Origin of the sequence: Streptomyces sp. NPDC046876, from assembly GCF_040645035.1 — a bacterium.
GTDB lineage: Bacteria > Actinomycetota > Actinomycetes > Streptomycetales > Streptomycetaceae > Streptomyces.
Window position 1 is genome coordinate 5,344 of record NZ_JBEYXK010000052.1, and the last position, 19,433, is coordinate 24,776.

Annotated in this window: 15 protein-coding genes; 6 read left to right on the forward strand and 9 right to left on the reverse strand. The window is 74.9% G+C overall.

Annotated features, from left to right (window positions below):
• The first annotated feature begins 576 nt into the window (after window positions 1-576).
• Window positions 577-3,138 (forward strand): LuxR C-terminal-related transcriptional regulator, encoded by a 2,562-nt coding sequence (locus ABZ924_RS24290; RefSeq protein WP_361913490.1) that lies wholly within the window; start codon window positions 577-579, stop codon window positions 3,136-3,138.
• Entirely contained in the window at window positions 3,135-4,859 is a 1,725-nt protein-coding gene (locus ABZ924_RS24295) for an AMP-binding protein (RefSeq protein WP_361913493.1), read from the forward strand. The genes ABZ924_RS24290 and ABZ924_RS24295 overlap by 4 nt, the downstream gene beginning before the upstream one ends.
• Window positions 4,860-4,880: 21 nt before the next feature.
• Here ABZ924_RS24295 and ABZ924_RS24300 read toward each other — a convergent pair whose 3' ends face one another.
• From ABZ924_RS24300 to ABZ924_RS24310, 3 genes are all read right to left on the reverse strand, one after another.
• Entirely contained in the window at window positions 4,881-5,981 is a 1,101-nt protein-coding gene (locus ABZ924_RS24300; RefSeq protein ID WP_361913496.1) for a serine hydrolase domain-containing protein, read from the reverse strand.
• A 51-nt stretch (window positions 5,982-6,032) separates the two neighbouring features.
• Window positions 6,033-6,704: a DUF4097 family beta strand repeat-containing protein gene (locus ABZ924_RS24305; protein WP_361913499.1), complete on the reverse strand. Its 672-nt coding sequence runs from the start codon at window positions 6,702-6,704 to the stop codon at window positions 6,033-6,035.
• A gap of 274 nt (window positions 6,705-6,978) precedes the next feature.
• A complete protein-coding gene (locus tag ABZ924_RS24310; protein WP_361913502.1) occupies window positions 6,979-7,941 on the reverse strand; it encodes a polyprenyl synthetase family protein in 963 nt (320 codons plus the stop codon).
• Between the two features lie 330 nt (window positions 7,942-8,271).
• Here ABZ924_RS24310 and ABZ924_RS24315 point away from each other — a divergent pair, with 330 nt between their 5' ends.
• Both ABZ924_RS24315 and ABZ924_RS24320 read left to right on the forward strand, forming a co-directional pair.
• The gene (locus tag ABZ924_RS24315; protein WP_361913505.1) at window positions 8,272-8,523 is read left to right on the forward strand and encodes a hypothetical protein; all 252 of its coding nucleotides are present in this window, start codon (window positions 8,272-8,274) and stop codon (window positions 8,521-8,523) included.
• A gap of 3 nt (window positions 8,524-8,526) precedes the next feature.
• On the forward strand, window positions 8,527-9,438 hold the full coding sequence (locus tag ABZ924_RS24320) for a hypothetical protein (RefSeq protein WP_361913508.1): 912 nt from the start codon (window positions 8,527-8,529) through the stop codon (window positions 9,436-9,438).
• Here the strand turns inward: ABZ924_RS24320 and ABZ924_RS24325 are convergent.
• Complete coding sequence (locus ABZ924_RS24325) at window positions 9,435-9,644, reverse strand: MbtH family protein (protein WP_361913511.1); 210 nt, start codon at window positions 9,642-9,644, stop codon at window positions 9,435-9,437. The genes ABZ924_RS24320 and ABZ924_RS24325 overlap by 4 nt on opposite strands.
• Before the next feature lie 44 nt (window positions 9,645-9,688).
• Window positions 9,689-12,631, reverse strand: coding sequence for an AAA family ATPase (locus ABZ924_RS24330; protein ID WP_361913514.1), 2,943 nt, complete (start codon window positions 12,629-12,631; stop codon window positions 9,689-9,691).
• Window positions 12,632-13,428: 797 nt separating this feature from the next.
• Here ABZ924_RS24330 and ABZ924_RS24335 point away from each other — a divergent pair.
• Window positions 13,429-14,085, forward strand: a complete 657-nt coding sequence (locus ABZ924_RS24335; protein ID WP_361913517.1) for a 4'-phosphopantetheinyl transferase superfamily protein — start codon at window positions 13,429-13,431, stop codon at window positions 14,083-14,085.
• Between the two features lie 137 nt (window positions 14,086-14,222).
• Here ABZ924_RS24335 and ABZ924_RS24340 read toward each other — a convergent pair whose 3' ends face one another.
• The 3 genes from ABZ924_RS24340 to gdhA all read right to left on the reverse strand — a co-directional run bounded on the left by ABZ924_RS24340 (window position 14,223) and on the right by gdhA (window position 18,020).
• Window positions 14,223-14,981, reverse strand: coding sequence for a 4'-phosphopantetheinyl transferase superfamily protein (locus ABZ924_RS24340; RefSeq protein WP_361913520.1), 759 nt, complete (start codon window positions 14,979-14,981; stop codon window positions 14,223-14,225).
• 160 nt (window positions 14,982-15,141) lie between these two features.
• A complete protein-coding gene (locus ABZ924_RS24345; protein WP_361913523.1) occupies window positions 15,142-16,518 on the reverse strand; it encodes an AMP-binding protein in 1,377 nt (458 codons plus the stop codon).
• Between the two features lie 146 nt (window positions 16,519-16,664).
• On the reverse strand, window positions 16,665-18,020 hold the full coding sequence (gene gdhA, locus ABZ924_RS24350) for an NADP-specific glutamate dehydrogenase (protein WP_361913525.1): 1,356 nt from the start codon (window positions 18,018-18,020) through the stop codon (window positions 16,665-16,667).
• A gap of 261 nt (window positions 18,021-18,281) precedes the next feature.
• Between gdhA and ABZ924_RS24355 the strand changes: the two genes are divergently transcribed.
• Window positions 18,282-18,779, forward strand: a complete 498-nt coding sequence (locus ABZ924_RS24355; RefSeq protein WP_361913528.1) for an anthrone oxygenase family protein — start codon at window positions 18,282-18,284, stop codon at window positions 18,777-18,779.
• 56 nt (window positions 18,780-18,835) lie between these two features.
• Here the strand turns inward: ABZ924_RS24355 and ABZ924_RS24360 are convergent, their stop codons facing one another.
• Window positions 18,836-19,363, reverse strand: coding sequence for a DUF1772 domain-containing protein (locus ABZ924_RS24360; protein ID WP_361913531.1), 528 nt, complete (start codon window positions 19,361-19,363; stop codon window positions 18,836-18,838).
• Window positions 19,364-19,433: the final 70 nt, after the last annotated feature.

The window sequence follows — 19,433 nt, forward strand, 5'->3', positions numbered from 1 at the left end:
CAGCGCAACGGGCCCCCAGCAGTAGCCAGGAAAGGGTCCGGGCACAGCGATCCAGCCCGCCCCGCGCTTCAGCGCAACGGGCCCCCAGCAGTAGCCAGGAAAGGGTCCGGGCACAGCGATCCAGCCCGCCCCGCGCTTCAGCGCAACGGGCCCCCAGCAGTAGCCGGGAAAGGCTCCGGGCACAGCGATCCAGCCCACCCCGCGCTTCAGCGCAACGGACCCCCAGCAGTAGCCGGGAAAGGCTCCGGGCACAGCGATCCAGCCCGCGCGGCGCTTCAGCGCAACGGGCCCCCAGCGGTAGCCAGGGAAGGGTCCGGGCGGAGCCCGGGAAACGGTGAAAGGGCGGGTAGGGGACAAGCCCCGCAGGGCCCGGTCCCCAGACCCGCGCAAGGCCCCCGCCCAGGCCCCGGCCGAGCCGAGGAACGACGGCCCCACGCCGAACCACGGCCAAGGCCCGGCTTTACCGCCCCTTCAGCGGTACCGGCGAGGGTGGCGGGGCCCGTGCCCGGCCGCATCCCGCGGGTGCCCCGCGGCATACCCGCGGCCCGGGCCGGAACCGAGAGCACAGGGGGCCCGATGACGGCGCAGACCTTCCACCCGGAGACGGCGACAACAACGGCGACAGCGACGGCCGCGACGGCGACGGCGACAGCGACGGCCACGACGACGGCCAAGACGACGCCACCGCGGACCCAGGCAACCGCTACGGCCCCGCTCCCTCCCACCCCCACCCTGATCGGCCGCGAAGCCGAGGCCCGGGCCCTGACCGAACGCCTCGCCGCAGGCCGCGTGGTCACCGCGACCGGCCCGGGCGGCATCGGCAAGAGCGCCCTGGTGGCCTCCCTGCTGCCGCAGCTCACCGACCGCTTCGGCAAGGTCACGTACGCGGACCTGTCCGAGGCCGCCACCCCCACAGAGGCGGCCGCCCTCGTCCGCGAGGCCGCCACCGCCCACGGCCCCGGCGGCCTGCTCCTCCTGGACGACTGCCGGGCCACGGGCCCCGAACTGGCCCGCGCCCTCACACACACCACGCACCCCACGCACCCCACCCACCCCGCGGCGGACCCAACACCCCCGGCCGTCCTCCTCACCTCCCGCCACCCCGTCCGCGCAACGGCCGAACAGCTCTTCGCCCTGGCCCCCCTGGCGGTTCCTCCCCCGTTCCCGGAGGAGGCCCTCCACCCCACCGAGCTCGAACGGTTCCCCTCCGTCTCCCTGCTCATGGCCCGGGCCGCCCAAGCCCGCGCCGGCTTCGCCCTGACCGAGGAGAACGCCGCGGCGGTGGCCGGCCTGTGCATCCTGCTGGAGGGACTGCCGCTCGCGCTGGTCCTGGCCGCCGACAGGCTGCGCCTGTTCACCCCGCAGGTCCTGCTGGGCCGCCTCGCCCAGGGCGGCGCCGCGCTGACCGGCCTGTCGGGCGGGCCGGCCGACGCCCCCGACCGGCACCGCTCGCTGGCCGCCCTGGCCGCCTCCCAGGTGGCCGACCTGGCCCCCGAAGCCCGCCGCACACTGGAACGCCTGGCCGTCTTCGCCCCCGGCTTCGGCATGCCCATGGCCGACCGCGCCCTGCGCGCCCCCCGGGGGACCCGCTCCGAGGAGCCGCCCCTCGACGCCCTGCTCGACACCCTCCTCGACGCCCACCTGATCACCGCCGGCGCCGGTTCCAGCGCCGGCGCCGGCTCCGGCGCCGACACCCCCGAGCCGCACCTCACGGTCCCCGAGCCGGTCCGCTCGTACCTGCGCGAGCAACTCGCCCGCGACGGCCGCCTGGCGGAGGCCCAGGACCGCCACGCCGACGCCTACCACCAGCTCGTCCTGTCCGCCGAACCCCGCCTGGCCGGCCCCGAGGAAGGCCGCTGGCTGCGCATCCTGGCCGCCGAACACGCCAACACCCTCACCGCCCTTGACCGCCTGGAGGCCCGCGGCGACCGGGACGCGGCCGCCTCGATGCTCCTCGCCCTGCGCACGCCCTGGCTGGCCCACGGCCACCTCGCCGAGGGGGTGCGCCGCTGCGAGCGGCTGCTCGCCGAGCAGCCCGGCCGGCCCGCCCCCGCAGAGCCCGTACAGGCCCGGCTGATCGACCTGTCGGCCTCCTTCACCCTCGCCCTGGGCGATGCGGACCTCGCGGTACGGCGCCACCGGCGCGCTCTGGCCCTGTGCAAGCGGCTCGGCGACCGCCGCCAGAGCGCGCTGGTGACGGCCCGGCTGGGCACCGCCCTGCTGGCCCTGCCCGACGCGGAGGCCGCCGAGGCGGCACTGCGGCCCGCGCTCGCGGCCCTGGAGTCGCTGGGCGCCACGGCCCCGGCGGCCGAGGCTGCAACCGCGCTGGCCCGCGCCCTGCGCGCCACCGGCCGCACCCGCAAGGCCGCCGAACTGCGCGAACAGGCCCTGGACACCCACCGCCGCATCCAGGCCACCCGAGGCCTGGCGGAGGCCCTGACGGAAACGGCAGAGGCGGCAGAGGCGGCAGAAGCGACAGGGGCAACAGAAGCAGCAGAAGCAGCAGGGGCCACAAACCCGGCACCCAACGGCGGCGGAGCCGGCGAGGCACCCCGGCAAGGAGCCACCCAAGGAGACCTGACGGCGCTCAAAGCCCTCCGCGAGGCCCTGTCCCTCTACGCACAGCTGAACGAACGCACCCGCCTGCCCGCCGTACTGGAGGCCTACACGTTGACGCTGCTGCGCACCGCCCCCGGCGCCCAGCCCCTCGCCCTGCGCCTGTTGGGCGCCGCCGAGGCACTGCGCGGCCGGCTCGGCTCGGCCGCGGAACCGGCGCACCGCGCCCGGGTCGCGGAGGCCCTGACGGGCCTGCGGACCCGGATGCACCCCGCGGCCGCGGCGGTGGCGTGGGCGGAGGGCCTGCGCCTGGAGCCGGCCGGCGCGGTGGACGAGGCCTTGGCCCAGCCCCTCCCGACCCGCGCGGCGGCCACCGGCCCCGCGGTGCCGGTGGCCCAGCCGCTGACGGGCCGCCAGGTCCAAGTGGCCATGCTGGTGGCAGAGGGCCTGACGAACCGCCAGATCGCCGATCGCCTGAAGATCTCGGAGTGGACGGTCGTCAACCACGTCCGCCAGATCATGCGCCGCCTGGGCTGTGCCTCCCGCGTCCAGGTGGCCTGGGCGGTGGGCCGGTGGTCATGACGACCGAGCCGATGGCCGCCGCCGACGGTCCGCCGCCCGCCGCGCTGTGGAGCTCGGCGGGCCCGCCGCCCGCCGTCGCGGACGCGTACCGGTCGGCGGGCTGGTGGCGCACCGGGACCTTCCTCGACGACCTCTACCGCACCGCCGCCGCCGACGGCACCCGCACCGCCCTGGTCGCCGACCGCGCGCACCACCCGGCCGGGCTGCGGCTGCGCCGCCTGAGCTACGCCCAACTGGCCACGTACGTCGACCGGTACGCCGCCGCCCTGCGCTCGCTCGGCCTGCGCGCCGGGGACCCGGTCGCCTACCAGCTGCCGAGCTGGTGGGAGGCGGCCGCGCTGACCCTGGCCGTCTGGCGCATCGGGGCGGTCGCGGTGCCCGTGCTGCCGGTCGTGCGGGCCGGCGGTCTGGAGCGGATCCTGGCCGCCACCCAGGCCCGCCTGTGCGTGGTGCCGGACGTGTGGGAGGGCCACGCCCACGCCGAGGTCCTGGCCGGCCTCGCCCCCCGCCTGCCGTGGCTGCGCCGCAGGGCGGTCATCCGCACCGCCTCCGGCCCGGAAACCCCCGCCCCGAGGACGGAAGGCGCCCTTGACTTCGACGCGTACTTCACCCGCACCGCCCACGAACGCGGCCCCCACGCCTGCCCGCCCGGCCTGCCCGGCGCCCGACCCGGCGACCCCGCACTGCTCATCACGGTCATGGCCCTGGGCGAGCGGTTCCGCGCCGTGCTCCACTCCCCCGACACCCTCCACGCGCCGCTGGCCGCGGCCCGCACCCTGCCCGGGCCGGTGCCGCAGCCGGGCGAGGTGTTCTGCTCCGCCCTGCCGCTGACCTCGCTCGCGTCCCTGGCCCACTCCCTGTGCTGGCCGCTCGCACTCGGCGGCACCGGCGTCCTGCAGGACGTCTGGGATCCGAACCGGTACCTCGACCTGCTCGCCGAGGCGGGTGTGAGCCAGGCGTACGCCTCCCCCGCCCAGTGGTCCGAGGTCCTGACGGCCCATCGCACCCGCGCCACCCGCGGGGCGGGCCCGCTGCCCGCCCTCCGCCTGCTCCTCTCCGGGGGCCGCACCCCCACCCCGCCGGAGCTGCTCGCCGCGCTGCCCGAGGCGCTCGGCGCGCCCGTGCGCTCGCTGTGGGGCGCACCCGAGGTGGCCCTCGGCACCCTGGGCGGCGTCCACGACCCCACCGAGGGCGCACCGCTGCCGGGCCTGGAACTGGACTCCCGCGAGGGCGGTGCCCTGTGGGTGCGCGGCCCGGCCGTGGCCCACGCGGTGTGGCCCTTCGGCGCCGACCGGGCCGTCCTGCCCTGGGAGCAGGACGACGGCTGGCTCGCCACCGGCGACCGCGGCGACGCCACCCGCGTCACCGGCCGCGCGGGCCACCGTACCGGCGCGGCGTTCCTCGTACCCGTGGCCGAACTGGAGGAGGCGCTGGCCGCGCACCCCGGCGTGCGGGAGGCGGCCGTCGTGGAGTACGGGGACCCCCAGCACGGCGAACTGCCCTGCGCGGTGGTCGTACCGGCCGTCGAGGCGGAATCGCCGGGCCTGGTGGAGCTGCGGGAGTGGCTGCTCGGGGCGGGGCTGGCACCCGCCGCCCTGCCGACCCGCCTGGAACTGGTGGGCTCCCTCCCCCGTGCCGAGGACGGCACCCTGCGCAAGGACGCCCTGCGCGGATGGCTCTCGGGCCTGCGCCCGGGCGCACCCCGGACGACACTGCGGTAGGCGTGCGGCCGCCGCGCGCCCTCAGTCCGTCGGCCGGCCCGACCCGGACCGCCCGCCGCAGAACACCTCGTCGACCAGCCGCTGCTGGGTCTTCGCGAACAGCGCCCCCACCTGCGTGAAGTCGAGTTCGGCGTCCCCGGTGGTCAGCGAGGCGGTCAGGGTCGTGGCGCCGTCGGGCGAGCTGTACATCAGCGCGCCCCAGCCCCACATGCCGCCGTTGTGGGTGTAGACGGTGCCGCCGCACTCCGCCTCCTGCACGAACAGCCCGAGGCCGTAGCCGAGCTTGGGGTGCGGGGTGCGCATCTCGGCCAGCAGCGGGGCCGGCAGGATCCTGCCGCCCATCAGGGCGGAGAAGAAGGTGTGCAGGTCGCGGGTGGTCGAGATCATGTCACCGGCGGCGGAGATCCAGGAGGGGTTGGCGCGGGTGACGTCGACCGTCTTCCACTCGCCGGCGTCCTGGTAGGTGTAGTAGCCGTGGGCGTGCGGCTCGGGGATCTCCGGCGAGGCGTCCGGCACTACGGTTCCGGTCAGGCCGAGCGGACCGAGGATCCGCCGCTGCATCTCCTCGGCGAACGGGCGGCCGCCGACCTCCTCCACCAGCAGCCTGGCCAGGACGTAGTTGGTGTTGGAGTAGCTCCAGTCCGTCCCCGGCTCGAACCGCGCCGGCTTCGACAGCGCCAGCCGTACAAGCTCCTCGGGCCGGTAGGTGCGGAAGAGGTTGTCGACCCACTCCTGGCCCTGCCAGGCGATCCCGGGGGCGGTCGTGCCGTCCTCGTGGTACTCGCCGGTGAAGTTGAACAGCCCGCTGGTGTGTTGGAGCAGCATGCGGACGGTGATCCGCCGGTCCAGCTCGTACTCGGGGAGGTGCTCGGCGACCGGGCCGTCGAGTTCGAGCCGGCCGTCGGCGACCAGGAGGAGCACGAGGGTCGCGGTGAAGGTCTTGGTGTTGCTGCCGATCCGGAAGTGCCCGTCGGTCGGCGGCTCGGCGCTCCCGCCCAGCTCGGCCACGCCTGCGCTGCCGACCCACTCGCCGCGCGGATCGTTCACGCGCAGCTGTACTCCGGCCCAGCCGGAATCGGCGATCTCCTGAACGGCCTTCTGCAGCTCCGGACGGACGGACATGGTGGTGTGCTCCTTTACGTCTGTCATGGCGTCGGTCGAGCGGATGGAGTGTCAGAGGCTGCGGGCGGTGATGTCGCCGTAGGAGGTGGTGGCCCGGATGTGCAGGGCGGCGGAGGCGCCGTCGCTGTTCTGCAGCGCGTTGTGGATGCGGCCGTGGCCGGTGCCGGCGTCGAGGGTGGCGGAGACGCCCTGGGCGGCGCCGATGGAGATGCCGCCGTGCTCGGTGCGGAGGGTGACCGTGCCGCGTACGGCCTCGTCGATCCGGAGGTCGCCCTTCTGGGTGCTGATCTCCGCGGGGCCGCCGAGGCGGCCGACGGTGACGTCGCCGGCCTGGAGGGTGAGGCGGGCGCTCGCGGTCTCCTCGAGCCGGACGGTGGCCTGCGCGGCATCCAGGGCGACGTCGCCGAGCCGTCCGACGCCGTTGAGTTCGGCAAGCGCGGCCTTGGCCTCGATACGGGAGCCGGCGGGCAGCTGGACGGTGACCTCGACCGAACCGGAGGAACCGAAGAGCTGGTTCTTGGGCTCGGCGGTACGGATCTGCAGGACGCCGTCGGCGTAGCCGACCTCGATCTGCTCCGCCGCCTTGACGTCGCGGCCCTTGGAGGCGTCGGCCGGCCGGACCTCGACGGTGGTGTCGGCGCGGTCGGCGGCAACGAGCCGGATACGGCCCGCGGCAATGTCCAGGACGGCGGAAACCGGGGCGGCGGTGGCGAACTTCTGCATGGTGGTGTGCTCCTCGTCTGGGGCGCGGGCCCCTTCGGCCCGCTGTTTCCGACGAGAGAAACGCTACGTTGCGTTCAAGATTCGAGCAACACACTCGTTGCGCCAGAACACCAAACACGCAGGTCAACGCCACAAATTCATTGCAATGGCCCTAAATTCAACGCAACGAACATCCTGTCCTTCATTGCAATGAGCTGAGGGTGAACGCCACGGTGGAGAGCTCCGCGGGACTCCGGAGGACCCAGCGGGACACCCGCAGGACCCCGCGGGGTCCTCAGCCCGCCGTCACGCGCCCGGCGAAGGCGGCCAGTTCCTCCCGCCACTCCGGGGACAGGGCGCTGCCGGCGGCGACCCGGCCGGCGCGGTCCGTCAGGTCGCGGATGATCTCCTCTGCCACCGCCCGCTCACGGTCCTCCAGGAGCACCTCGCGCAGCAGCTCCGCCTCCCAGTCGTACTCCGGGCCCCCGGACAGGAATCCGCGCATCCGCCAGGCCGCGTGCAGCGGCAGCGCGTAGTCGGCGTACGTGCCGGCCAGGTCGGGGCGCCCCGCGAGGTGCGCGCCGAGCAGCAGCGGATGGCGCAGCGCGTACCAGCCGGCCGCGCAGCCGTCCGTACAGCCGGCGATGCACTGCCCGGGCCAGGGGTCCTCCAGGTACGCCGCGGCCGTGGCCTCGTGCGTGTACAGGCCGAGGGCCCGCTCGGTGCGCAGCTCCTCCCACAGCCGTACCGCCTCCGGCGGCAGCCGGCGCACCAGCCGGTCGGCCCAGGCCAGGGCGAGGTCCCCGCCCAGCGTGGCAGCGCACTCGCCGAACCGGCGGGACTCGCCGGCCCAGCCGTTGCGCTCGTGGTCCCCGGCGTGCCGGACGTGCAGGGCGGGCAGGCCGCGGCGCAGCGGTGCGTTGTCGTAGACGTCGGCGCGCACCAGGGTGCAGGTGTCCAGGAGTTCGAGGGCGGCGGCCGCGTCGACGGCCGCCTCGGCCTCGGGCCCCTCCAGGCTGCCGCCCGCGGCGAGGTATCCGGTGAGCAGCACCTGCGGCCGGACGCGGCCGTCACCCGCGCTGACCAGCTCGGCCAGCGACTCGATCAGCACGGCGGCCCGCAGGTCACTGGTGCGGCGCCGGTACTCGTCGTTCAGGAGGGCGTGCAGCCGGTCCTCGACCTTCTCGAGCAGCTCCGCCCGCGCCCGGGCGGGTGCCACGACGGCGGCGGGTGCGGAGTGGGTCGTCGGGTGAGTCATGGGGTGCGGCCTCCCGGATCGGCGGTGTACGCCTGAACCTGCCGGACCGGCGGCGCCCGCTCAACCCCGGGCCGGGCCACGGGCCACCCCGGCCCGTCCGGGGGCCTCCGGCCTGCCAGGCGCTTGCCATAACGGCCGGCCGGCGGGGCGCGCTTGCCATACGCCTGCCATACCTCCTGCCATGCGCCCTGCGCCCTGCCGCACGCCGACGCCATACACCCGCCGCGCGCCGCCCGAGGCCCGCCCTCAGCCCCACGCATCTGCGGCTTTAGCGGCAGGCCCGTCAATGAGCCAGCTGTCCGCTGTCCCCTCTCACTCGTGGAGACCCACATGTCGAACATGTCGAACAACAACGCCAACAACAGCGCGAACAACAGCAACAACAACGCCTCGAACAACAACTCCCTCGCCGTGAACGAGAACACCGACTACACGGCCAACGAGATGAACGCCCCGCGCCTGCAGAGCGTGGTCCCGGCCGACCTCGAGGCGATCATGAACGACATCAACAACAGCAACAACGCCAACAACAACGCGATGTCGAACAACAACACCATGAACAACAACAACCCCAACGCGTAACCGGTGACGAGGCAGCGGGGCCGGGAAGTGCTGTCCGCGCCCCGCCCTGCCCACCGTCCGCCCCACCTGACCGGAGACGCCCGCGCCATCGCCGCGTACCGCGACCAGCGGCGCCTGCTGCAGAAGGAAGCCGTCCTGGGCCGCGGCGAGCTGATCGAAGCCCTGCTCGCCGGCCGCCGCACCCGCCTCGCCGAGCTGCGGCGCAGCACCTGGGTGCGCCGCCTGTTCGACTCCACCCACCGGCAGGTCCGCCAGGTCCTGGCCCACCCCGCCTACGCACGGATCCTGCCGCTGCGCCGCGACATGCTGGTCTGCCTGGCCGAACTGGCCCTGCCCCTGCCCGCGGACGCGGTGATCCTGTCCCACCCCACGCACGCGCCGGCCGCCGAGATCCTGCCCCGGCTCCCCCAGCTGCGCCACCGCCGGAGCCTGGTCGAGCGGATCCTGGACGAGTCCAGCCTCACGCTCCCGGGCACCCCCTTCCGTACCGTCGGGGAACCGCAGTCCGCCGTCATCCTCGGCGGCGACGCACCGACCGTCGAGGCGCTGGCCGGCGTCGCGCACGAGCTGGGCCACTGCCTGTACGAGCGCACCCGCCCCGGCACCGGCATCCGCACCCAGCTGGCCTCCGAGCGCCTGGCCCACCGGCTGGAGGAACAGCTCGTCGCCGCCTACCTGGCCGAGCACGGCAGCCCCGACGAGGGTCGCGCCTGGTGGGCGTACCAGCGCCGGGTGGACTCCTTCAACCTCTACTTCTTCGAGCTGGAACGGGCCCTGCTGTACGAGGAGCCCGCCGCGGTCCCCGAGCTGATGCCCGAGTCCGCGACGAGCTTCCGCGAGTCCCTCTTCATCGTCCCCGGCTGCCAGGCCGTGTACGCACGCGCCTCACTGGCCCGGCTCGCAGCCGCTGCCTAGCCCTGCGCGGCCTCCCTCAGCCGGGCGGGCCGCATGTCCGTCCACTCCCGCTCGATGTGGTCCAGCACCGCCTGCCGGGTGTCCGCGGGCAGCTCCACCCGCCAGCCCGCCGGGACCTCCGCCCCCGCGGGCCACACCGCGTACTGGCCCTCGTCGTTGACCAGTGCCAGGTACTGCGCCGCGTCGTCCTCGAACGGCTGCGTCATCGCTTCCCTTCCTCCTTCTCGTTCGTCGGCTTCGTTCGTCGTGTTCACGCGAGCTCGTGCGCGGCCATCAGCTGGAGGTCGGCCGGCAGGTCCTGGCGCCGCGTGATGTTGAGCTTGCGGTAGACCCGGGTCAGGTGCTGCTCGACCGTGCTCACCGTGATGTAGAGCTTCAGGGCGATCTCCCGGTTGGTGTGCCCGTGCACCGCGAGCATCGCCACCCGCTTCTCGGAGTCGCTGAGCCGGTCCCCGAGTTCGGTGTACGCCACCCGCGGCCCGGCCGCCTCCGTCTCCTGCGCGGCGGGCGCCGGCGCGGGCACGTGCCCGGGCAGGATCCGCTCCTGGAGCGCGTCGGCCCCACAGGCCTTGGCCAGGTGCCAGGCCCGCCGGTTGACCATGTTGGCGCGCCCCGGCTCCCCCGACTCCTTCAGCACCCGCCCCAGGTCGGCCATCGCCCGGGCCAGCTCGAGCCGGTCGCCGGAGCGGCGCAGCTCGTCGACGGCCCGCCGCAGCACCGCCTGGCGTTCGCCGGGCGCGCCCGTCCACGCCTTCAGGCGCAGCGAGACGCCCGCCGTCCACGGGTGGGCGGCGTCGGCGTGCTCCAGCTGCTCGGCGACCATCCGGGCCGCCTGGCGCACCTCGCCGAGCTGGAGCAGCGCCTCCGCCGCGCCGGTGCGCCACGGCAGCAGCAGCGGCCGGTCCAGGCCCCAGTGGCGGACCGCCTTGCCGATGTCCAGGAAGTCGCACAGCGCCGCGTGGTAGCGGTTCGTGGCCAGGTGGTGCAGCCCGGTCGCCTGCATGCGGACCAGCTCCTGCACCGTACCGGGCAGGGTCTGCGGCAGCGGCCGGGCCAGCTCCCGGGCGGCCTCGTCGGGCCGGCCCATCGCGGTGTACGCGCGGGCGAGCAGCGCCGAGGCCCACGTCCCGGTCAGCGAGGTCTGCTCCCCCGCCGCCGCCCCGCGCACCAGCCCGGCCTGTTCGGCCGCGCCCGCCAGGTCGCCCTGGCGCAGCAGTGCCTCGGTCCGCAGCAGTGCGAACTCCGCCCGCCAGCCCGGCGCGCCCTGGCGCAGCGCCTGCTCGGCGTACGTCTGGGTCCAGGGCAGCGCCCGCAGCGGCCCGTCCAGGTACAGCAGGGCCCGTACGGCCTGCAGCACCGGGGCGAGCGTCGCCTGCGACAGGGCGGTGCCGCGCAGGAACAGCTCGGCCCGGTTCGCGGCGCCGCCGTGCCGGTTGTAGCCGGGGACGCCCCAGAACGCGGCCGCCTCACCGAGGCCGCTGCCGGGCCGGCCGCGGCGGGCCGTACGGTCCGCGAGGGCGGCCGCCGAGCCGCCGGAGCCACGCCCCGCGGCCGCAGCCGATGCCGCAGCCGCACCGGGCGCGGCGGCCGGCAGGACATCGGCGCCGCCGTCCGGGGCGTTCCAGCGCGGGAAGGCGAACAGCCCGTCCAGCGGCGCCTGCAGGGCGGCGTCCCGCACGCCCACCATGCCCCAGACGCCCACCACGCCCCCCGCGGCCTGCCCGGCCCCCGTCTGCCCGGCGGCGTACACCGCGTCCAGAGCGAGAGCAGCCTCCTCGACCCGCCCCTGCACCACCAGCAGCCGCCCCAGCCGGGCCGCGCCGACGGTGTCGAGCGTGCCGGCCTTCAGCGCCTCGACCGGCCCGTGCAGGGCCGCCTCGGCCGCGGCCGGATCCACCCGGGCACCGGCCACGGCCAGCGCGGCGGCGAGCTCCGCCCGGGCCGCCTCGCTGCCCCGTGCGCCGAGCGCCAGCTCCAGCACCCGTACGGCCCCGGCGGCGTCCCCGTCGGCCAGCAGCTCGTCCGCGGCGGTGCGCAGCACGCCCGGCGCCCACTCCTCGCCGGCGGCCAGCAGCTGCCCGGCGACCTCGGCCACCGGGGCGCCGGTGCGGAACGCGAAGCGCGCGGCCCGCCGGTGGCAGGCCACCCGCACCAGCGGATCCATCCCCTCCAGCACCACCGCCCGGGCCGCCGGGTGCCAGCGCACCCCGTCCAGCAGCCCGGCCGCGCCCAGCGCGAGGACCGCCTGCCGGGCCACCGCCTGGGTGGTGGAGGCCAGTTCGGCCGCCCCGACCACCGAGGCGAGCCCGTCCAGCACGGCCAGCCCCTGGGCCACCGCGAGCGTCACGACCCCGCAGCGCTGGAGGCAGGCCCACACCGCGTGGGTGAACGCCGCACCGGGCACGGGCAGCTGGCCGGCGTCTCCCGCCGGAGCCTCCAGCGCGGCCCGGTGGTCCTCCAGCAGCGCACGCAGCAGCAGCGGGTTGCCCCCGCTGAGCGCGGTGAACCGCTCGAGCGCCTGCCCCGCCGGCTCGGCGTCCGCGTACTGCGGGGCGCCCGCGACGACGGCGGCCACCTCCTCCTCGGCCAGCCGCTCCAGGCGCACCCGTACGAAGCCGGGCGCGCGCAGCAGCTCCGTACCCAGCACGGGGTCGTCGCTGCGCTCGTGCACCGACTCGGTGAGCACCATCAGCACCCGGTCGGTCCGCGCCCGGCGGGCCAGGTGCAGCAGGTAGCGGCGCGAGGCCTCGTCGGCCAGGTGCAGGTCGTCGACGCACACCGCGACCGGAACCCGCTCGGCCAGGGCGAGCACCTGCGCACAGAACGCCTGCATCGCCTGAACCCCACCGGCACCGGCCCCGGCATCAGCCGCCCACAAACCCCCGCCCCCAACAGACCCAACCGACCCACCCGGACCACTCAGCCCGCCCGCGTCCTCACCGAACGCCCCGGGCGGCGCATCCGCCACCAACTGCCCGATGACGCCCAACTCGATCCCGCTCTCGGCCGGCGTGCCCATCGCCCGCAGCACCAGCGCCCCCGCGCCGGCGGCCCGTTCGGCCGCCGTGTCCGCGAACTCCGATTTCCCGCAGCCCACCGCTCCCTCGGCCACGACCACCCGGGCCGCCCCCGCGGCCGCCTGGGCCACGGCCCGGTCGAGCAGTCCCCACTGATATCCACGCCCGTTCAACACCACTGCCCCCGTTACTCCAGCACCGGTGAACCTCTGATCCGCGGGGGGAGACCCCTGCCCGCAGCCGGTCACGGACCTGCCGCCCTCACCCGCCCGCGGGAGGGAAAGGGGGCGGTCACCACCGTCGACAACGTCACCTTATGCAGGTCGTGGCGGTGCGGCCGGTGGCCGCAACCTGCACGGCAACTACTGCACCCCACCCCTCCCCGCCCCCTGCCCACCCCAGCCTCCGAAGCCGGGCCCGGCAAAACCAGCCCCGCCGGCGTTTGAGGCGCAGGGCATGAGCGGCGCCCCAACAAACCCAGCCCACCGCCCTCCAGGCCCCAACCGGCGGCCCCCGCAAACCTTCGAAGCCGGGCCCGGCAAAACCAGCCCCGCCGGCGTTTGAGGCGCGGGGTTTGGGCGGCGCCCCAACAAACCCAGCCCCACCAACCACCAGGCCCCAACGGGCCCCCGTCAACCTTCGAAGCCGGAGGGCCGACCGTTCAGCCCCGCCGGCGTTTGAGGCGCGGGGCTTGGGGCGGCGCCCCAACAAACCCAGCCCCACCAACCACCAGGCCCCAACGGGCCCCCGCAAACCCCCGAAGCCGGAAGACCGGCATGGCAACCGTGTGACAAGCCCCTGCCCCCGCATCCCCGCCCGTGACAAGCCCGCACCCCCGCAAGGCCTACCCCGCCCCGGGTACACCCCCGCAGCCCCCTCCCGGCTGGGCCCGCGGCGACCCCCGCCGCACGGTGGAACCACGCCCCGCCGGGGCCGCGCACCACCCACCACTCGCAAGGTTTCGGGGGACACCGTGATCCAGCAGCTGCTGCCCCGCCACATCGCCGCAGTCGACACCCACCACGACCGGCACGAGCTCACCCTCTTCCCCGAGGAGGAGGCGCACATCCGCGAGGCGGTCCCGAAGCGCCGGCACGAGTACACGACCGCCCGCTGGTGCGCCCGCCGGGCCCTGGCCCAGCTCGGCCTGCCCGCGGCGCCCATCACCCCCGGCCACCGCGGCGCCCCGCAGTGGCACCCGAGCGTCACCGGCAGCATCACGCACTGCGCCGGCTACCGTGCCGCGGCCGTGGCGCACCGCTCCCGGACCCGGGCCATCGGCATCGACGCCGAGCCCCACCAGCCGCTGCCGGAGGGGGTGCTGGAGTCGATCGCCCTGCCGGCCGAGTGCGCATGGGTGCGCCGGCACGCGCGGACGCACCCGGGCACCCACTGGGACCGGCTGCTGTTCTCGATCAAGGAGACGGTCTACAAGACCTGGTACCCGCTCACGGCCCAGCCGCTGGAGTTCGAGGACGCGCTCATCACGCCGCACCCGGAGACCAGCACGTTCACCGCGCAGATCTTCCCGCACCGGCCGACGCCGTACCCGACGACGCTCACCGGCCACTACACCACCGAGAACGACATCATCCTGACGACGCTGACCATCCCGAACGACGACCACTGACGGACGGCAAACCCAGCAGGTCAGCAAAACCAGCAGAACCAGCAGACCCAGCACAGGCACCAGAACCACCCGTGCCAGGCGCCAGCCGCCAAGCAGCCGCCAAGCCGCCAAGCAGCCAAGCAGCCGCTAAGCAGCCGCTAAACAGCCGCCCCCCGCGGCGTGAACAGAGCGGCCCCCATCCGGAAGCCCCCCGGCAGCTCCGCCGACCGGAACTCCCACTCCTCACCCCGGGCCGCCGTGCCGTCGGGCCGCTGGACCCGCACCGGCCTGCCGTCGGGGCCGAACCCGAACTGCCCGAAGGGGAACCCGGCGCCCCAGCCGACGGCCTTGCGGTACGCCTCCTTCAGCGTCCACAGCCGGGCCAACTCCGCATCCCTCTCCGGCGGCGCCAGCTTGGCCAGGGAAACCAGCTCGTACGGGGTGCACACGCGCCGCCCGTCCCCGGAGCCGTACAGCATCCGGTCCGCCCGCTCGACGTCCACGCCGATCAGGCCCGCGCCGCTGGCCCCGACCAGGACGATGCCCTCCGCGCAGCTGACGGCGACGTCGACGCCCTCGCAGCCTGCCAGGACGGGCCGCCCGGCCACACCCCACTCGACGCGGCCGGTGCCGTCGCCGCGCACCGCGCGCGCGAGCCGCTCCAGCAGCGCCCGGGCGCCCTCGTACTGCCGGCGCTCCGTCGCGGAGACGAGCCCGGCCCGCAGCCCGCCGCCCCCGCACGGGGGCACCGCGGCCTGCCCGGCCAGGAGCCGCTCCAGCGGCGCGTAGAGGAGGGCGGTTCCGCCGCCGCGCACGAGTTCACCGGCCCGGTCCCACTCGGGACCTTCCGGACCGACCTCGACCGGTCCGTCCAGCAGCGTGCTGCGCACCACCGAAACCCGTCCCGCCGACACCATGAGCCCCACTCCACGTCCGCCCGCGCCGACCTCACCCGTCGACAGAACCACGGCCGTCCGCGACAGGCCGTCAGAAGCCGAAGCCCATGAGGGCCCAGTCCCCTCCATTCTCCCGGCGCGGCTAAACGACGGCTAAAAGCGGCGTTCAGGAAGGGCGGCGTCAGAGCCCGCCGAACTCCCCCGACAGCAGCAGCTTCTTCTGCGGCTTCCCCATGGCGTTACGGGGCAGGGAGGCCACGAACCGCACCTCCCGCGGCCGCTTGTGCACCGACAGGTGGGCGGCCACGAAGTCCGTCAACTCGGCGCCCGTGACCCCCTCGGCGACGACGAAGGCCACGATCCGCTGCCCCAGGTCCGCGTCCGGGACGCCGACCACCGCGGCCTCGCTCACCTTGGGGTGGTCCAGCAGGGCGTTCTCGATCTCGCCCGCCCCGATCCGGTAGCCGCCCGACTTGATCATGTCGATGGAGGCCCGGCCGACGATCCGGTGCACCCCGTCCGCCTCGTCGACGGCCGCGATGTCGCCCGTGCGGAACCAGCCGTCCTCGGTGTACGCGGCCGCGGTGGCCTCCGGCCGGCCCAGGTACCCGGCGAACAGCGTCGGCCCGGTCAGCTGCAGCTCCCCGATTTCGGCACCCGGCTCGGCCGCGATCCGCGTGCGGATGCCCGGCAGCGGCGTACCGACGGTGCCCGGGCGGACCTCACCGCCCGCCCTCCCGCTGACGGTGATCAGCGTCTCGGTCATCCCGTAGCGCTCCACGGGCCGCAGACCGGTCAGCCGCTCCAGGTCCCGGAAGACCGGCGCGGGCAGCGCCGCGCTCCCCGACACCAGCAGCCGGGCCCCCGACAGCGCGCCGGCGGCCTCCGGGTCGGCGGCGATCCGGGACCACACGGTCGGGACCCCGAAGTACAGGCTGCCGCCGGCCTGCGCGTACGCCTGCGGGGTCGGGCGCCCGGTGTGCACGAGCCTGCTCCCGGTCCGCAGGGCCCCGAGCACGCCCAGCACCAGCCCGTGCACGTGGAACAGCGGCAGCCCGTGCACAAGGATGTCCTCGGCGCTCCACTGCCAGGCCCCGGCGAGGGCGTCGAGGTCGGCGGCGATCGCCGCGCCGGTCAGCACGACGCCCTTGGGGGCGCCCGTCGTCCCGGAGGTGTACAGCACGAGGGCCGGATCGTCGGACCCCGCGCCCGCCGCGAACCCGGCCGACGCCGACGCCGACGCCGCCGAGCCGGTCGCCCGCCGCGCGAAGTCCACGTCGAGGAGCACCGCCCCGGAGTCGCGCAGGATGTGCTCGCGCTCCGCGGGCCCGGCGTCGGGCGGCAGCGGTACGAACGGCACCCCGGCCAGCAGGGCGCCGACGGCCGCGGCCACCGTCTCCAGGGACGCCGTCGCGGTCACGGCGAACGCCGGCGCCCCGGCCACGTCGGCGGCCACCGCCCGCGCCGCGCCGAGCAGTTCCTCGTACGAGGCGGTCCGCCCGGCCACGCAGACCGCGTCCCTCCGGTCCCCGTACACCCCGTCCAGCGCGGTCAGCACGCCCAGCCTCCTGCGGTCACATCGCCTCACCCGCCCCGGCGGGTCCAGAAGCCCAGGCTACGGCGGCCCGAAGAGCCGGAACGCCCCGGCACCGGCGGAAACCGCCGGCGCCGGGGCGCCCCCAACACAGAGGCCGGCTGATTGGCTCAGATGACGCCCTGAGCCAGCATCGCGTCCGCGACCCGCTCGAACCCGGCGATGTTCGCCCCGGTGACGTAGTCGCCCGGCGCCCCGTACCGCTCGGCGGTCTCGTACGCAACAGCGTGGATCGAACGCATGATCCCGGCCAGCTCGTCCTCGACCCGCTCGGCGCTCCACGCCGCCCGCGCCGCGTTCTGGCTCATCTCCAGGGCGCTGACGGCCACCCCGCCCGCGTTGGCGGCCTTGCCGGGCCCGAACGCGACCCCGGCCTCCTGCAGGATCCGTACGGCCTCGGGCGTGGTGGGCATGTTGGCTCCCTCGGAGACCGCCTTCACCCCGCCCGCGACGAGCGCCCGCGCGTCCTGCGCGTCCAGCTCGTTCTGCGTGGCCGAGGGGAACGCCACGTCCGCGGGGACCTCCCACACCCGGCCCCCGGGCACGAACCGCGCCGAGGGACCGCGCCGCTCGGCGTACTCGCTGACGCGTCCGCGCTCGACCTCCTTGATCTGCTTGAGCAGCGCCAGGTCGATGCCCTTGTCGTCGACGACGTAGCCCTGCGAGTCCGAACAGGTCAGCGGGTTCGCGCCCAGCTGCTGGAGCTTCTCGATCGTGTACAGCGCGACGTTCCCGGAACCGGAGACCACGGCGCTCAGCCCGTCCAGGGAGGTGTCCTTGACCTTCAGCATCTCGGCGGCGAACAGCACGCTGCCGTAGCCGGTGGCCTGCGGGCGGATCTTCGAGCCTCCCCAGCCCTGCCCCTTGCCGGTCAGGACGCCTGCCTCCCAGCGGTTGGTGATGCGCCGGTACTGGCCGAAGAGGTAGCCGATCTCGCGGCCGCCGACGCCGATGTCGCCGGCGGGAACGTCGGTGTGCTCGCCGACGTGGCGGTACAGCTCGGTCATGAACGACTGGCAGAAGCGCATGACCTCGGCGTCGGACCGGCCGTGCGGATCGAAGTCACTGCCGCCCTTGCCGCCGCCGATCCCCAGCCCGGTCAGGGCGTTCTTGAAGATCTGCTCGAAGCCGAGGAACTTGACGACCCCGATGTCCACGGACGGGTGGAAGCGCAGGCCCCCCTTGTACGGGCCGAGCGCGCTGTTGAACTCGACGCGGTAGCCGCGGTTGACCTGGACCCGGCCCCGGTCGTCGGTCCACGGCACCCGGAAGACGATCTGCCGCTCGGGCTCGGTGAGCCGCTCCAGCAGCGCCACCGCCGGGTCGGCGTACTCGGGCCGGGCGGCGAAGACGGGCGCCAGGGTCTCCAGGACCTCCCGGACCGCCTGGTGGAACTCGGGCTGGGCGGGGTTGCGGCGCTCGACTTCGGCTCGCAGGTCTTCCAGCCTGTCCTTCGGGTCCTTCACGTGTGTCCCTCCAAGAAGTGCACTACATGCGGGTACGCGGGCAACGGCAGGTGCATGGTGTCCGCAGGTCCGCGAGCGCCGGTCGCTTCCGAACGGAGCGCGTGCGCAGCGGGGCACCACGGCCGCCGCGAAAGATTCTTCCGTCCCGCGCATCCTGCGCGACAGCGGATCACGCCGGGCCTACGATCGGCAGCCTTGACGATTCGATGACCCGCGCATGACCACGACCAGACCAAGGCCGCCAACAGGGGGGAACCAACCGTGGAATTCGCCAGACTCGCCTCGCTCATCGCCGCGACCGTCACGACGGGCCTGATGGCAGGCCTCTTCTTCGCCTTCGACATCTCGGTCATGCCGGCCCTGAAGCGCGCCGACGACCGCACCGTCATCCAGGTCATGCAGCGCATCAACACCGCCATCGTGAACGGCCTCTTCCTCCTCGCCTTCCTGGGCGCCCTCGCCTTCACGGCCCTCGCCCTGGCCCTGCACCTCGCGGGCGACGACGGCGGCCCGGCCACCTGGCCCCTGACCGCCGCCCTCGTCGCCTACGTCCTGCAACTCGGCATCACCGGCCGGGTCAACATCCCGCTGAACAACGCCCTGGACCAGGCCGGCCCCGCCGACCGGATCCCCGACCCGGCCGCCGTCCGCCGCGCCTTCGAGTCCCGCTGGGTCCCCGCCAACCGCTGGCGCACCGCCCTGTGCACCCTGGCCCTGGGCTGCCTCGCCTGGGCGCTGATCGTCGGCGCCCGCATCTGACGCGGGCCCGACCCGATCCGGCCCGACCGACCCGACCGGCCCGACCGGCCCGTCGGTCAGCGCGCGGTGGCCCGCCCGTACAGCACCAGCGCCCGCGACAGGGCGGTCAGGGCCGCCGTGCACAGCAGCGTGCGCGCGATGTTCGTGGCCACCCACGTGCCCTTGAACCGCTCCACGATCGAGAAGTCCGTCAGCTTCACCGCGTCGCCCGCGTCGGCGAGCTCGTTGTTCAGCGGGATGTTCACCGTGAAGGTGACGACGAGGACCAGCAGGTACAGCACGGCGGCCGTCGCGGCCCACACCGCGACGGCGCGCCTGCCCCCGCGGTACTCCAGGACGGCCGAGCCCGCGGCGGCGAGCAGCGCCAGGACGAAGACGGCCCCGAACAGGCCGTTGCCGTCGATGGCCGCATTGAAGTTCTGCATGGCGACGACGTACGTGCGCTCGTCGCCCTGCGCGAGCCCCGGCATCACCGACACGTCGAAGGCGAAGAACAGGCCCGCCATCAACCCGACGAGCACGGTCGCGCCCGCGAGCAGGACGGTGGCGACCCGGGAACCGGATGCGGCTGGAACGGAGTTCATGGATGCGTCCTCACTGGTGGCTTCCAACAGTCAGTCGAGCAGTCTTCGCACGTCCTGCCGCCCGCGCCCA